Source organism: Pseudoduganella aquatica (genome assembly GCF_020865585.1).
GTDB classification, from domain to species: Bacteria; Pseudomonadota; Gammaproteobacteria; order Burkholderiales; family Burkholderiaceae_D; genus Rugamonas; species Rugamonas aquatica_A.
The window spans coordinates 3761202-3776713 of record NZ_CP086370.1; the positions used below are offsets into that span (position 1 = coordinate 3761202).

At 59.4% G+C, this 15512-nt stretch carries 12 protein-coding genes; 4 read left to right on the top strand and 8 right to left on the bottom strand.

Annotated elements, in window-relative coordinates; all coding sequences use genetic code 11:
- The first annotated feature begins 8 nt into the window (after window positions 1-8).
- The gene (locus KT882_RS16795) at window positions 9-1436 is read left to right on the top strand and encodes an FAD-dependent oxidoreductase (RefSeq protein ID WP_228892597.1); all 1428 of its coding nucleotides are present in this window, start codon (window positions 9-11) and stop codon (window positions 1434-1436) included.
- A 31-nt stretch (window positions 1437-1467) separates the two neighbouring features.
- Entirely contained in the window at window positions 1468-2712 is a 1245-nt protein-coding gene (locus KT882_RS16800) for an MFS transporter (protein WP_228892598.1), read from the top strand.
- On the opposite strand, the gene KT882_RS16805 is transcribed toward KT882_RS16800, so the two are convergent.
- A complete protein-coding gene (locus KT882_RS16805) occupies window positions 2697-3044 on the bottom strand; it encodes a YnfA family protein (RefSeq protein WP_407682016.1) in 348 nt (115 codons plus the stop codon). The two genes, KT882_RS16800 and KT882_RS16805, sit on opposite strands and share 16 nt — an antisense overlap.
- Window positions 3045-3218: 174 nt before the next feature.
- Here KT882_RS16805 and KT882_RS16810 point away from each other — a divergent pair, with 174 nt between their 5' ends.
- Window positions 3219-4493 (top strand): tyrosine-type recombinase/integrase, encoded by a 1275-nt coding sequence (locus KT882_RS16810; RefSeq protein WP_228892599.1) that lies wholly within the window; start codon window positions 3219-3221, stop codon window positions 4491-4493.
- A gap of 106 nt (window positions 4494-4599) precedes the next feature.
- Here the strand turns inward: KT882_RS16810 and KT882_RS16815 are convergent, their stop codons facing one another.
- From KT882_RS16815 to KT882_RS16835, 5 genes are all read right to left on the bottom strand, one after another.
- On the bottom strand, window positions 4600-5964 hold the full coding sequence (locus KT882_RS16815) for a hypothetical protein (protein WP_228892600.1): 1365 nt from the start codon (window positions 5962-5964) through the stop codon (window positions 4600-4602).
- Window positions 5965-6134: 170 nt separating this feature from the next.
- The gene (locus tag KT882_RS16820) at window positions 6135-7112 is read right to left on the bottom strand and encodes an AAA family ATPase (protein ID WP_228892602.1); all 978 of its coding nucleotides are present in this window, start codon (window positions 7110-7112) and stop codon (window positions 6135-6137) included.
- 11 nt (window positions 7113-7123) lie between these two features.
- Complete coding sequence (locus tag KT882_RS16825) at window positions 7124-9151, bottom strand: Mu transposase C-terminal domain-containing protein (RefSeq protein ID WP_228892604.1); 2028 nt, start codon at window positions 9149-9151, stop codon at window positions 7124-7126.
- The gene (locus tag KT882_RS16830) at window positions 9148-9690 is read right to left on the bottom strand and encodes a hypothetical protein (protein ID WP_228892606.1); all 543 of its coding nucleotides are present in this window, start codon (window positions 9688-9690) and stop codon (window positions 9148-9150) included. Before KT882_RS16830 ends, KT882_RS16825 begins: the two co-directional genes overlap by 4 nt.
- A 226-nt stretch (window positions 9691-9916) precedes the next feature.
- A complete protein-coding gene (locus tag KT882_RS16835) occupies window positions 9917-10648 on the bottom strand; it encodes a DUF6602 domain-containing protein (protein WP_321170259.1) in 732 nt (243 codons plus the stop codon).
- A 214-nt stretch (window positions 10649-10862) separates the two neighbouring features.
- On the opposite strand from KT882_RS16835, the gene KT882_RS16840 reads away from it, so the two are divergent.
- The gene (locus tag KT882_RS16840; protein WP_219881139.1) at window positions 10863-11435 is read left to right on the top strand and encodes a hypothetical protein; all 573 of its coding nucleotides are present in this window, start codon (window positions 10863-10865) and stop codon (window positions 11433-11435) included.
- Window positions 11436-11443: 8 nt separating this feature from the next.
- On the opposite strand, the gene KT882_RS16845 is transcribed toward KT882_RS16840, so the two are convergent.
- Complete coding sequence (locus tag KT882_RS16845; RefSeq protein WP_228892609.1) at window positions 11444-14404, bottom strand: Tn3 family transposase; 2961 nt, start codon at window positions 14402-14404, stop codon at window positions 11444-11446.
- Between the two features lie 107 nt (window positions 14405-14511).
- The gene (locus KT882_RS16850) at window positions 14512-15480 is read right to left on the bottom strand and encodes a DNA-binding protein (protein WP_228892615.1); all 969 of its coding nucleotides are present in this window, start codon (window positions 15478-15480) and stop codon (window positions 14512-14514) included.
- Window positions 15481-15512: the final 32 nt, after the last annotated feature.

A 15512-nucleotide genomic window follows, 5' to 3' on the forward strand; every position in this document is an offset into this window, starting at 1 on the left:
GAGTCGCGATGAACGTATCTGACATTTCCCTTCCAGTGGCAGTGCTGGGCGCAGGGCCGGTCGGCCTCGCGGCCGCCGCGCACCTGATCGAGCGCGGCTTCACGCCATTGATCTTCGAGGCGAGCGATGGTGTCGCAGGCAACCTGGCCAGCTATCGCCAGGTACGCCTGTTCTCCCCGTGGCGCTACAACATAGATAGAGCGGCGCGGCAGTTGCTAGCCTCAGCCGGCTGGTCGCAACCTGCGGCCGATGAATTGCCGACCGCCGGCGAAATCATTGACCGCTACTTGCGGCCCCTGGCGGAGCTGCCTGCGATCGCTTCGCATCTGAAGCTGGGGCACCGTATAACCCAAGTATCGCGCCTGGGATTCGACAAAGTCACCACGCGGGGCCGGGAACAAGCGCCTTTTCTGGTGCGTGCGCAGACCACCGAGGGCGAGCGGGAATATTTCGCCAGTGCCGTGATCGATGCGACGGGAACCTGGTCCCATCCCAACCCATTGGGCGCGAACGGTATCAATGCCGTCGGAGAGGTCGACAGCGCGTCGCGCATCGCGTATGGCATGCCGGACGTACTGGGCGTTGACCGCCAGCGTTACGCGGGCCGGCGGGTGCTCGTTGTCGGCAGCGGCCACTCGGCTGCGGGGACGCTGCTGGCCCTCGCGCAACTGGCGGACGAAGCGCCGGGCACGTCCATCGTGTGGGCGGTGAGGGGTGCAACGTTGGACAAGACATTCGGTGGAGGTGACGCCGACGGTTTGCCAGCGCGCGGCACTTTGGGCTCACGTCTAAAAGCGCTGCAGGCGTCCGGGGCGCTGGAGATCCACACTCGGTTCCGCATCCATGCATTGGAAGCTGAGGGCGACGCGTTGCGTGTGACCGGCGAGGAAACCGGCGGCGTGCGTCCGGTGATTGAAGCCATCGACGCGATCGTGGCGTCGACCGGTGCGCGGCCGGACCTGGCGCTAACTCGTGAGCTACGGGTACGGCACGATCCCTGGCTCGAAAGCACCGACGCCTTGGCGCCGCTGATCGATCCCAACGAGCACAGTTGCGGCACGGTTCGCCCTCACGGTCACCGGGAGCTCGCACACCCGGAGCCGGGGTATTATGCGGTCGGCGCCAAGAGCTACGGTCGCGCGCCCAACTTCCTGATGGCAACGGGCTACGAACAAGTACGCTCCGTGGTGGCCGCGCTTGCCGGCGACCTGGTGCAGGCCGACGACGTGCAGCTCGAACTCCCCGAAACAGGTGTTTGCAGTACTCGCCAGGCATACGGAGCAGAGCCGGCAACCGCCAGTTGCTGTGGCGGTCCGGCGCCGGCCACGAGCGTCGCCTGTTGCCTGCAGGACGCCGATGCCAAAGCGCAGGGACAGGCAGGCTGCGGCTGCAGTGATCCGGTGCCGGCGCCGAAAGCGAAATCATGCTGCACGTAGGCGCGGTTGTCCATTGATACGAGGAAGACCCATGCATCATCCTTGGCGCACCATCGGCATACTGGCTTTCACCCAGATCGTCTCTTGGGGATCGCTATATTATGCGTTCAGCATCGTGGCGCCCAGCATCGGTCAAGCGTTGGGAATGCGCCCCGAACTGGTGTATGGCGCTTTCTCTTGGAGCCTGCTGGTGGCGGGGCTCGTCGCGACGCCGACCGGTATTCTGCTGGACCGATGTGGCGGGTGCTGGGTCATGGCGGCGGGGTCACTGGTCTGCGGTGCCGGCTTGATCTGGCTGAGTAGAGCAAACGGCGCGTTATCGTATTTCGGAGCCTGGACGGTACTCGGCGTGGCCATGTCCCTGACGCTGTATGAAGCCGCCTTTGCCACAATCAACCGCAAGTTCCATCAGAACAGCCGCCAGGCGATTTCAACGTTGACGTTGTTTGCCGGATTTGCCAGCACGGTGTTCTGGCCGTTGACGCTAAAGCTGAGCGCCGTTATTGGCTGGCGTGAAATGTACCTATGGTTCGGGGCCGCGCAGCTGCTGCTTTGCTTGCCGATGCACTTGATGCTGGGTCGCGATAGGCCGGTTGCCCATGCCCTTTCTGAGGCGCCGGAGCACAGCCACACCTTGGAAGAGGCATTGCGCCATCCCGCTTTCTGGAAACTGGCGATGGCGTTTTCCGCCAACATGTTCATTTTTTCGGCGTTGTCCGTGCACCTGATTCCGCTACTGAGGGACTTAGGCCATACGGCAGCGCTGGCGGTGCTGATGTCGACCCTGATTGGTCCAATGCAGGTCGCAGGGCGCATCGGTGAGCGCACTTTTGCGCGCAATGCGGCACCGCAGACAGTCGGAAAATTTACCTTCGCCGCCCTGCCCGCCGCCGTGTTGGTGCTGCTGTTATTTGGTGCCGATGCGTGGTCGGTGGCAGCATTCTGTATCCTGTACGGCCTGAGTAACGGTATCCTGACGATCGTTCGTGGCACCATTCCGCAGGCGATGTTTGGCAGGAAGAACTATGGAGCGATTTCAGGCGCCATGGCCGGCCCTTCATTACTTGCCAAGGCGGCGGGGCCGCTCGTTGCCGCCGCCATTCTGCGCGCCTATCCCAGACCCGCAATGCTGCTAGTCATCCTGCTGGGGATGTCGGTGATCTCGCTGGCGTTTTATTTGGGCGCGTTGAAAAACCGAGGCAAAGAAACCACGCAATTTTCCCCATCTGGAGAACTGGCGATCGACGGCAGGACGGAGGATCAAGCCGGCCGGTGACCCAAGGCGATAATGCCGGCACCGGCGAGCGCCAGAGTGACGCCTAAATAGTCGTTCCATGTCGGAGCGACACCGTCAACAAAGTACAACCATCCTATCGCTGTCGCGATGTAGATGGCGCCATAAGTGGCGTACACGCGCCCACTCGCGTCAGGGTGCAGTGTTAAGAGCCAGACGAACACCATCAAACTGAGCACTGCGGGCAGCGTGAGCCACGCCGGGCCTCGGCCGGTGAGCCATAACAACGGGAGATAGCAACCCAGCAGTTCAGCAATAGCCGTGGCAAAGAACAAGCCAAAAGTGCGCGCGAGCGCGATCGAATCCATAGTCATTTACGTTTCAACTCCATAGTCGTGAATGCCGTCACGGTTCATTCGGGGGAGGCAAGATGATACGCTAGCCCCCCGGATTTGGGCTGATGACGTCGTCGGCTGTTAAAGCACTTGCGCATGAGCTGGTAAGCGCTAAAGTTATGATGCCGGAACATTCTCGGCAGAAGACATTCGATGGTTGGATTTTTGAGAAGGAAAGCGCACGTGACAGATTTGGTTCCGGTGGGTGTTCACAACGACCGTTTGGTGACGGCCACGCATGCCCACGGGCTAGGGCCGGTAGCCGACGACTGGCAAGCGGCCCAGGTTTGGCTCGACGCCATTGCAACGCGGGGACGTAAAAACTCGGCTGAAACGGTCGCGACATATGGGTATCACCTCGACAAGTTGCGCTGGTTCTGTGAAAACGTTCATTTCGTTACCCCCTCCCGCTGGTCAATGCAGGACGTTGACGTGTTTTGCAAATACCTGGCGGATCTTCCCGAAGAAGCAATTTGCGCCCGCGATCCAATAACTGGGGGTTTCGCCAGCAAATTCGATCTGGGATATTCGCCGTTTCGCAAGCAGCCGGCCGCAAGTAGCCAGGCCGACATCAAGCGGTTTGTGCACGCGCTGTTTCGCGCCTGGCGAGACATGGGCTACATCCACATCAACCCGATGGCCTTGCACGGCGCCGGCACCATGCGCAAGATTAACCCGGAGCGGGCCGTGTCGATCGACCTTTACGATATGGTGTTTGAGGCGATGGATGCGGAGGAAAAGCGGACATTCACCGCCAGGCAACTGGCGGCGCGTGACCGCTTTATTCTCATCGCACTGCGCGAGCTCGGCCTTCGCGCCAGCGAGTTAATCAAGGCCAGCATGTCAGCGTTCTATAAGCTGTCCGACCCGCAAGATAAAGTGACGTATTGGGTCATGCGGATCGGTGAGGAAACCTCCAAGGGACGCAAAGAACGCAAGTTGCCCGTTCCGAAAGTGGTGATGGACGCCCTGGGCGTGTATCGGGAGGCATTCGGCATGGACACTGAACCTTCCCCCGTCGAGGAAATTTCGCTGATCCTGTCGGTCAAGACTGATCGTACCAAAGCCCATGCCAGCGGGCGCGTCATCAAAGACGTTGAGTCCCGGCGTTTTTTCCAGGCATGGCTGCCTGTCACCACCCGTCACGGCCTTTACCATATTGTCAAAGGCCGGCTCGAAAAGGCGGCCCAAATACTCGATGAGATGGGTGAGCCTGAACGCGCTGCGCATTTGCGCCGCGCCTCGACACACTGGCTTCGCCATACCTTTGCCAAGGCCGCCCTCCTGACGGGACAGGACGTGCGCACCGTTGCCGCGTGGCTTGGCCACAGTGACCTGGCCACAACCATGATCTATACCGAGCAGGAAGCACTCGACCTGATCCGCGCGAGTAACCACAACAGGCCAGGCTTTCTCGCTTCCGAGTAGCATGCCTCAGTTCATGAGGCTTTCGTTTCTTGCTGATGGCCCGTTCGCTGGCGTGCGTTACTTTCCAGCCTCAGTAAGCTAGCCGGCAACCCGTCAGTGCCCTGCACTACCTGCGGAGTAAGGATATGCTGGCCTGGTGATGACGCCAGTGCGCGCCAAAATCGCTCGGCTCCTCACAATTGGTGGCCTTGTCGACTGCACGTCGTAGGTACACCATCGCCGGCCGGTCCCGGCAGTCTTGTCCTGCCACTGCCCATAAGCACGTGTAGCTGACAGGACTTCTTTGTAAATTCCAGTCCACCGCGCCAATCTGCACCATACTGTTTGCCCAGCTCTGAATATCACCAAGCGCCAAAAGGCAGGTTGATCCGAATATATGGCCGCTGATCCATGCTTTGGTTCCAACCGACCAATGTTTCGGCGCCGGTGACGGCCTGGCGAGGTGCCATCCGATGATGCCGTGGTAGTCCCTCGCCTTATGCGCGAAAAGATAACAAGGTGTTCCACAGCCTTCCCACAGCATCCGCCAGCGAATAAATGCCAGGGCATGCGGACAAAATCCGTTGGTTTGCTCGCCGTGGACGTGCCACCACAAGCGGTTCGCCGCTGAGCGGATACATCGCTGATGCTTTTTGAAGGTATTGCGCCACAGGTGGCGCCGAATGGCCTTGTAAGTATCGATCGACGAAGCTAGGCTTTTTTGTGATTCGGTCAGAGAGCCTTCTCCGCTGTCGGTGTCGGCGCAATCGCAGTATTCATCATCGTCTTCGAAGGACAACGCACGCCAGTTTCCGCAAACCTGTCGCATGATCGGCTCGAAACGTAGGCCCTTCTGTCTTGCCCTTAGTCCAGGGGCGACGTCCTCTAGCACTTGGGTGATAAAGCTGGCATATTTCGCATGGACGTCGCACTCGTGAATGCTGATATGGGCGATGCCGGCTTCCTTCGCATTCCTGAACAACCCTTGCGCATCGCTGACCGAGATGAGGTCTGCATTGGTCGTTTTATGAAATTTCAGCAAAAGGGCCAAGCGTGTTGTTTCGCCCTCGCGCAGACGCAATATCTCCGGTCGCGCCTGCGACATTGTTGGTGCGAAGTCGTGTGCGCAGTGCGGACAGGTAAATGGCTGGAGCATAAACTCCTTGTTTAGCCGATATGGAATTTGCCGGTCGCACCGAGCGCAGCGATCCTGCAGCGCACGGCCATGGATCGGGCAGTGGCGCGTCATCTTCATCTGGAACAGCGGCGAATGAAAGCCTCGGCCCATGCATTGATCACACCAACGCAGATGATCGTAAGACCGCAGCACGCTGCCCGGTAATGTCTCAAACAAGAAGGCATGGCGGATGTGCGATGCCGGTACGCGAAACAGTTCTGTCAGAAGCCCGAGATCGAACACGGTGCCATCCCGCAGATCGACGTCTGGCTTGGTGCAGATCGCGGTGCGTTTGCGGCAGGTGGTATTGATCACCAATTGAACCAGCTCGCGTGCAGTAAGCTGGTTCAGGAGCGCGAATTTTGCAAACAGGCTCCAGGCCGACTCCCCATGTACGTGCCAGGCGGGACGCCAGCACCACTGCTCGGGTTGCCTCCCGTAAGTGTCAAGTAGTATCTGCCCTGGTGCGGTCATTGCAGCCTCACTTAATTCGATGGCATCCCGCGATACAGTTCTTCTAAAGCCTCGATGTAAAACGACTCTTTGACGGCGAAATCCCACATCTCCGCAGTGAACTTGAAGTCCGTGCTGTCACGCTTCATGTTGGTTTCCAATGCGATCTCGACCGTATGCGCCAGGTACTGCATCGGAATTTCCACTGCCATGTTGAGGTGGGCGCGCTCCTGCGCACGGCCGAATGCGTCCCAGACCGACTGCGCTTCATTAACGAGGCGCAGGCCGCCATCGTAGGCCTGAGGATAAAAGAAGCGTGTGTACGTCCAGACCGACTCTGGTGGAAAGACTGCTTCATCGTATCCTTGCAGACAGGTCGCCACGCTATCGGCGTCAGCGACCCCGTCAAATCGCATTTCGGCAATCATAAAGCGCAAGATGATCTGGGTATGGTTACTTTTCCTGAACGCGGTTTTTTGATTGAGTAATTGGGGTTGGCCAACGAGGAGCGTGATCATCCGGATTCCCTTGCGTTCCAGGATGTCGTGGACGTCGCGAAGCCATTCGTACTCGATCACCTCCAACCGCTGCGCTTCGTCGACAAAGATGGCAAACCAGTTGTATCCAGAGGTATCGACAAGCTCGGCTATCCGTTCAATCAAGCGCCGGCGCTTGCGCGTCACCGAGCCGGTCAAGGCGCCGAGATGGCCGGTAGCCTCTAGGAGCGTGGTGAAGAAAGCATCCTCCACCGGCGCCTTCTTCGCCTCTGTACCGCAACTGAGGCAAACGACTCCCGGATAGTCATCCTGCAATGCGTTAATCACATAACGAATACCGTACGTCTTGCCAAATCGAGGATGGGCGAAAATCAGCGCTCCCGGCGTGTGCATTTTGATCAGCCGTTTGATCTTCTGCATCATCGCGTCGATGCTCGGTGTCGGCACGATGTATTGGTGTTTTGTGACTGGATGCTGGTCAACGACGATAGGCCGGCTGTCAAAGATGGACATGAAAAACCTCGCTAGAATGTGACGACCCGTCGAACCTGGAGTGACTTTGGCTTCGGCGGATCGGGTGGCGCTTCCGGTGGTGGTGGCCCATCGGGCTGGCTCGATAGCCCGGCTGGCGGCGGCTCGTCGTTCAAACCTGACGACGGCGCCGTCTGTGTATGCGCCCCGTTCTCGCCATGCCAGGCGGGCGGCGATTGTTCTACCGATGCAGCGTTCTCCTGCGCCTTAGCCAGGGCATTGGCCGATTTTTTGTCTTTCTTTGCGGTCCGCCACTTGAAACGCGACCAGGCCGTCACGGGACATTCATCGGCCGTCATTTTGAGCTTACCCTCTGCGATCAAGCGGTGAATTTCCTGTCGCAGGCGTAGTGAATGCGGTGTGATATTCCACGGTCGTGCCGCGGTGAGAACCCCCAGTTCGGTGCCGTCCTCAAAAAATGCCTTGACCGCTCGCATATCACGTACATCGTAGTAAATTCGCAGCTTGCGGTTAATCAATGCCGCATTCGACGCCAGGACCGGTGCGGTGTATCTAACGTGGGCGAAATTGATATGCGGTCGTACTCCGTCGCGTGCTGAGCCTTTGATCGGAACGACCCTCGCCTCCTGCATCAAGCATAGATTGCTACGAATGGGCATTGGCAAGGTTCGGATAAAACTGTTTTTTGAGCGCAGCGAATAGGCCAACGCTTCCAGGGGCGTCTTCCCACCAACACCTGGATGTGGATTACCGTTGTAGTTCGATATGAGCACATGGATCATGTCCTCAAGCTCGGGCAACTCGACGCTCAGGCTAAGATCGCCCTTCGGATCGCTCAATGCCTTCTCGATCGAATCAGGCGAACTGCCAACCGTGCCAGGCAAGCGGTGTGCAAAATGCTTTGCGACCACGTGGAAAAACCGCTCGATATAGGGCCGATCATTGGGGGTAGCAGGTGGCCCATTGTCGGTCCAGCAGCCCACGATCTGGTTGAGCCTTATCAGCGTGTCGCCCGCACGGTGCGACTTTGCACCGTCCATGCGAAACCAGTCCCAGCATGCAAATGCCAGTTCAGGCAAAACAGCGGAGGGTAGACCGCCGCCTTCGCTCACCATCAGCTCCGGAATAATATAGTGCCTCGGCTGCGCAGGACTAAGCGAGGCCTGAAGCGCTGCTGCCACATCGTCTTTGTTATATTCCTTCCCCAGCGCGATGTGGTAGCCAATGACTGCTCTGGTGTACACGTCGAGCAACACCAGAATCCAGATGCGGTGCAATTGAAGTATCTGCTCCATGCCAAAGGGATCGACCATTCGTACGGTGAGGCGTATGTCCATTTTATGGCCATCGAATTCCACCACCTCGAACGGCCGCGTTGCCGCCGGCGCCTGTTCCCGCTCGCTCGGCGCCTTGCTAGAGCGTGTTCCGCCAGCATGGGAAACTGCCATGTCAAAATCCTTTTCCATCACGCGCTTTATGTACGAATGCAATGAGCGAATGCCCATGCGGCTTGTGTTCAGTGGATATTTGTCCGCTGTGATTCCAGCGTCTCGGCACGACTTGATAAAATCGCGATGGATTGCCTGTATTGGCTGGCGGACTTGGCCGCCAGGCTTGACCGGCCGGCTACGGTTGCGCACTGCGGTGCGAATGCACTTTTCAATGTCGGGATAATCGCGAAAGAGCTGGGCCAGGGCGCCAGTGCACCCTGTTCGTTCATAGGGCACTGGCGTGGGCGGAATCTGGCGCTCATAATCTTTCGTCCGCATATAAGGAAGGACGGCACGAAAGCCGTAGATTCCGCCGTCGGGGTGTTTCTCGATGCATCGTCGGGCTGCTCGATACAAGGCCTGTTTCTGCACCCCATAACGAATCATGATCGCCTTGACGGACATATCGCCCTCGGAAAACAAATCCCATAGTGCAGAGCATAGCTGCTGCACCCTGCCCTGTTCCGTCGGTTCAAGGTGTGACGAGTCAATGCTGGGCCACAACTCGACAGGCGGCGCGGCCATCATCAGCTTGCGCCGGTCAAAGCGATCTAGCATTGGCGTGTTCATGGCAATGCAATGAAATGACTGGGGCCAAGCAATTGCGTCTTCAGCTCGTTGCACACAACCTGGCCACGATGTAAGAGCACATAGACGGCGAGCTTGACAATCGAACTATCCTGGTCGGGCAGCTCCGCTTGCAGCTGTGCGATGGACTTGCCCGACTCTACGGTAGCTAGGACTTCTTTGCAAAGCGGCTCCGGTACGAAGCGCTGAAACGCCGACAGGTCCCTGATGATCCAGCCCCAGTTCTTCAATTCAGTCGCGTTTGGCCCCATTTCGTCAATTGACACATAACGCAAGGGAATGCCGTCAAGCTCAGTCGGCATGGCGCCTCCGCCGTCATCGCTATCCAGTGCAGGAGCCTTGGCAATGATCAAGAACTCTTCGCTATCGCGAGATTTCACCCAAAAATCAATTGCCCGCCTTGGCTTGGCATTAGGAAACTGGAGGGGGCGCTCGCAAAAAGCTAGAACGGATGGGGTTGCCTCAAGCGTCGTCCATAGATTTAATGCTGGCAAACCAAAAAGCACCAGTTGACGCGACATCTTTGGCGAGTAGACGTCAAATTGGTGGCTGCCAAAAGGCTTCCGATTAAATGACGGGACTTTATAGCGAGGAGATAACACAATAGTGTCTCCCGGGCTGGAAGAGGAACCTATGTTATGCCTTTAACTGAACAGTGGCGCACGATTCGTTCGGTAACGTACAGTGACTCGGAAATCGCGATCCGACCTTTCCGGTACCTAGCTCACCGGGATTTCTCGCGCTGCGTTACAAGGCAGTCGACCAATTCATATATTCGTTAAAGTGAGCACCAAGCGCATCAAACGAAAAGCGCCGCTCACCAAGCACGTAGTAACTGTCCTGGACCAACGAATAATATAGATCCGACAGCGGCGTATGCATCGGGCGGGACACGGGATATCCGCCGCCAGGAAGCGGGCCTCGGCAAGCAGGATCATCTGAGAACGGCGGTTCGACATGCAGCTCCCCGCCCAGCGCGTCGTCGGCCCCTGGCCTATCAGACGGGTGGTACCGCAGGATGACTGCATCCATATGCACTCGGTCGACATCAACGTCAGCAAAATAAACCTGCTTTAGTGACTCAAGCCGGGCAGCGCTATGGTAGGCACACAGGACATATTGCGGGAAGCCGAACCCGTCAATGTCGCCAAACTCCGCTACTTGACGTGATAACGCCTTGACGGTCTTCGCTGCAGCCAGCGCTGCGTGCATATCTTTGATCTTAAGATTGGTCTTGATTTCGTAGATTCTAATGACAGAATGAAGCATCACCAGGGCCGATCCGTCGTCATTTTCCGCCAGCAAAGGATACCTCGCATCGACGACAATGATGTCAAGCTGAGGCGACAGCTTCCCGGAGGGGGTAATAAAATGGCCCGACACGGCTCTTAAGGTGAACGGCAGATATCGCTGGAGGAATTTCAAGAATGGCAGCTCACCATTTCTACCAATGGTTTGCGAGTTCGATGACGATGCCAACGCGCGCTCGACGGCAAGTAAGATGGCCTGCTCTTCTTGAGCGATAATCGGATTGGGGCGAATAGGGAAAACGGAAAAAATCGGGCGCTAAGGCGATTTGGCCGAGCATATCGCCCGCAAACCATTCCGCGCAGTCGACTTGCAAACGCCCTGACCCTATACTGTATAGTCGACATTTATGACCGGGGGCGGTCTTTGCTTGGAAAAATAAAAGATGTCGAACGCGCAGCTGATGGCAGTAGTCGAGGTAGACAAAGGAGATCGGATAATTTGTCAGCGCGACGGCTGTCGCCACAGCGTGTACAAACGCATCCACATCGTGCGGGAGAATGGGCGGTTCACCGTCCTCGGCTCCGAGTGCTTCAAGCTCCTATACGGCTCCTATGACACCGGGGCGGTGCCCGTTTATGGATCAAGCGCTGGCCAGCTTCTTACCGACGCCGAGCGTCAGCTACTAGCCGAAAACACTGAACGCTTCATTGCCATGCTGGAGGTACAGCGGCTTCAACTGGAGCATGCCCGAGCACTGGATTTACGCGCTAGACAAGAAGAACAGCGAGAGCGCGAGGAAGCTGCACGAATTATCAGAGGCGCCTCGGATACGCTGCGTGACGAAGAACGCAATGCTCAGTCGCCTGCCCTGGAAAACTGCCGCCGGCAATACCCAGGGCTCAATCTGGCCACACCAGGCTGGCAGGGCTTGGTTTATTTAGAGAAGCTAAGAATCTTGCGTGAGGGGCGGGGGAATCGATTCACGCAGCCGCGAACTGAATCTTCCCTTTTCTAGAATATTTCCTACTCTTGGGGCTTGCGCAGCTCCCTGAACCCGCCTTCGGCTATACGCTGCTGGCGCCACACATAGTCCCCGGTCAGGTTGATGTGCTCCCAGCCCAGCGGTGACAAAAATTGCAGCATACCGTCGTCTGGCAACTTGCCTTTCTCACGTAAGGCCTGCGTCGCCCGCTCCAGGTAGACCGTGTTCCACAGTACGATTGCGGCCGTCACCAAATTCAGGCCGCTGGCGCGGTACCGCTGCTGCTCAAACGACCTGTCGCGGATCTCGCCCAGCCGGTGGATGAATACCGCCCTGGCCAGCGCATTGCGCGCTTCGCCTTTGTTCAAACCGGCGTGTACGCGTCGGCGCAGCTCGACGTTCTGGAGCCAGTCCAGGATAAACAGCGTGCGCTCGATCCGCCCCAGCTCGCGCAGCGCGATCGCCAGGCCGTTCTGGCGCGGGTAGCTGCCTAACTTGCGCAGCATGAGCGACGCTGTGACGGTGCCGTGCTTGATCGAGGCGGCCAAGCGCAGCACGTCGTCCCAGTGTGCGCGCAGATGCTTGACGTTCAGGCTGCCGCCGATCATCGAGCGCAAGGCGGGGTGATCGCCCACTTTGGCCGGCACGTACAGCTTGGTGTCTCCCAGATCGCGGATGCGCGGCGCGAAGCGGAAACCCAGCAGGTGCATTAGCGCGAACACGTGGTCGGTGAAGCCGGCGGTGTCGGTATAGTGCTCCTCAATGCGAAGGTCCGATTCGTGGTACAGCAGGCCGTCGAGCACATAGGTCGAGTCGCGCACGCCGACGTTGACCACTCTGGTGCTGAACGGCGCGTACTGATCGGAAATATGGGTGTAGAACAGCTTGCCGGGCTCGGCGCCGTACTTGGGGTTGATGTGGCCCGTGCTCTCGGCCCGGCCGCCCGCGCGGAAGCGCTGGCCGTCCGACGACGACGTTGTGCCGTCGCCCCAGTGCGCAGCGAAGGCGTGCTTGAACTGGGCGTTGACCAGTTCAGCCAGGCCGGCCGAATAGGTTTCGTCCCGGATGTGCCAGGCCTGCAACCAGGACAGTTTCGCGTAAGTGGCGCCGGGACTCGATTCCGCCATCTTGGTCAGGCCGAGGTTGATGGCGTCGGCCAGGATCGCGGACATGAGGAACGTCCGGTCCTTGGCCTGCTCCCCGCTCTTAAGATGGACAAAGTGGCGCGTGAAACCGGTCCAGTCGTCCACGTCCATCAGCAGTTCGGTGATCTTGATCCGGGGAAGCATGCCGCTGGCGAAGTCAATCAGCGCCTGGGCCTCGTCCGGCACCACGGCGTCCTGTGGGATGATCCTCAGTCCTGTCTCAGTAATGATCGCATTGGGCAGTTCGTTCGTCAGCGCGAGCCGGTTGGCGGTGGCCAGTTGCTGTTCGAGCAAGAGCAAGCGGTCGTGCAGGTACTGGTCGCAGTCCTGGTTGACCGCGATCGGCAGCTCGCGCGCTGATTTCATCGCCCCGAACTTTTCCGTGGGTAGCAGGTATTCCTCGAAGTCCCGGAACTGGCGCGAACCCTGCACCCAGATGTCGCCCGACCGCAACGAATTCTTCAGCTCCGACAAGACGCAAATCTCGTAGAAGCGGCGGTCAAGACCGTCGTCGGTGATGACCAGGGGCTTCCACCGCGCCTTCACGAACGCGATCGGCGCATCGTCCGGCACCTTGCGCGCCCCGGTCATGTTCATCTCGCGCAGGACGTCGATCGCGTCCAGCACCGCTTGCGCCGCCGGCGCAGCTTTAAGCCGAAGCACATCGAGGAACTCAGGCGTATAGCGCCGCAGGGTGCTGTACTGCTCTCCCACCAGGTGCAGGTGGTCGAACGTCTCGGGCTGGGCCAGTTCTGCCGCCTCGGTCACGCTTTGCGTGAAGTCTGTCCACGGCAGCACGGCCTCGATCGCGGCATACGGGTCCATGCCGGATTCCTTGGCCTCGACCAGCGCGCGCCCGATTCGGCTGTACAGGCGCACCTTGTCGTTGATGGCCTTGCCCTGCTTCTGGAAGTCCTGCTGATGCTTGTTCTTGGCCGCGCTGAACAGCTTGATCATGATGCGGTCGTGCAGGTCGACCAGTTCGTCCGTCACGGTGGCCATGCCTTCGATGGCCAGCGCCGCCAGTGTCGCATAGCGCCGCTCATCCTCGAACTTCGCCAGGTCGCGCGGCGTCATCTGCGCACCCTCGCGCGCCATCTTCAGCAGGCGATTCTGGTGGATCTGGCGGCCAAGCCCCTCCGGCAGTGCCAGAGACTGAAACACCTTGAGCCTTTCGATGTGTTCGCGCATGTAGCGGGAATTGGGCTTGAGCGGAGACTGGCGCAGCCACACAAGCCAGGTGATGCTCATGTCAGGCGCCACGTTGAGCAGGTTGTCAAGCGAGCGCTTGTGGTGCCGCTCCAGCGGATCGATCAGCGCGCGGTAAATGCGCCGGTTGGCCCGCGTCACGGCCTCGGCGCAGGCCCGCTCGATGACAGTAAGCGCCGGCAGGATGATGCGCTTCTGGCGCAGCGTTTCAAGGGAATGCGCGGCGAGGACCATCGCCTTGTCGGTCTGCATAGCGAGGTCGGCCAGGCTGTCCACCAGCTTGCGGAAGTCCGGCAGGCCGAAGACTGACAGTCCCAGGTAGGCGCGCAGCTCGTGCAGGTGTTCGTTGCGCGTCTTCTCCCGCTCGCCGTATTCCGGCCAGGCGCCGGCGTCGCTGCGCACCTGCTTGGCGATCCAGTGCAACACCGAATCCGGCAGCGCGGTGTCGCTGGCAAACGCGTAGCCGGGATAGCGCAACAGGCACATCTGGACCGCAAACCCAAGGCGATTCGCTGCCCCGCGCCGCTGCCGGATCAACGCCAGGTCGGCATCCGTGAAGCTGTATTGCTGAATCAAATCATCCTGACTTTGTGGCAATACCAATAAGCTGTCGCGTTCGGTATCGGACAGCAGTGAGCGGCGTGGCATTCGGTCCGATCCTTCGCTGAAAGGTTTGTGTGGTGCGCCGGTAGAAGGATCGCTGTGACAATGGTTCGCATCATTCGAACCCATTAAATTTAAAAAGGTAAAGCGCTTTACGTTTTTGTCTTCCGTGTTTTCGGACTGGCTGCGGCCGGTTTCTTTTTCAAATCCGCGTTCTCGCCCTCCAGCTCGCTAACGCGAGCCTCCAGCCGCTCATTCGCCTGGTGGGCATGCTCCAGGCGTTCCACCACCATTTCCAGTTCAAACTGCCTGCTGCTAGCTAACTCGCGCGTCGCCGTCAGTCCTTCCGTGGCCTCGTACAGCTTGCGGGCTTGCTCCCTGGCCGCGTCTCGCTGCTCGTGCAATGTGTGTTCCAGCTGGGCCTTTTCGCTCCGCAGCACGGCCAGCGCCTCGCGGCCGTCCTGGAAGTTGGCGCGCAGCGTGGCCGCCTCCTGTTCGGCGCGGGCAATCCGCGTTTCGTAGGCGTGCTTGTCATCCTGCCGCTGGGCCGTGCTCGCCTCCTGGAAGTGCTCGAACTGGCGCCGCGCCTGCGCCAGCTGGTCCGCCAGCTCCCGGACCTCGGCCGTGCGGTCGGCCAGGCGCTGGGCCTGCCCCGCCTTTTCTGATTCCAGGGCGGCGATCGCCACCGCATCTTGATGCCGGGCAGCCTGCTCGCGCGCGAACGCCGCCATTACGCTGTGCAGTTCGGCTTTCAGGGCTTCGCGCTCTATGCCAAGCTGGCGCACCTCTTCGCGCAGCGCCTCCGCCGCTTGTGCGACTTTATGTGCCGCCAGCTGGTGCTCAATGCGCAGCTGCTCGACCTGAACCTGCGCGCCTACCTGCACCCGGTCGTAGACGCCCTTGATCGCCTCCAGCAGATCGGCCGGCACGCCCGCGCCCGCCGCCGCGACCTCGCCTTCGTGCTGCGCCTTCCATTGTTTAAGCATTGGCGCGATCGTGCTCTTGCTGCCGGTGCCGCCCAAGGCCTCGCGCACGGTGTCGACGGTGGCGTTCTTGCCGGCGGCGGTCAGCTGGGCGGCCGCCTTGGCGACGTGGGAGTACAGGATACCGGCTCTGGCCATGATCGCTCCTTGGATAAGATAACGTGCGGTGT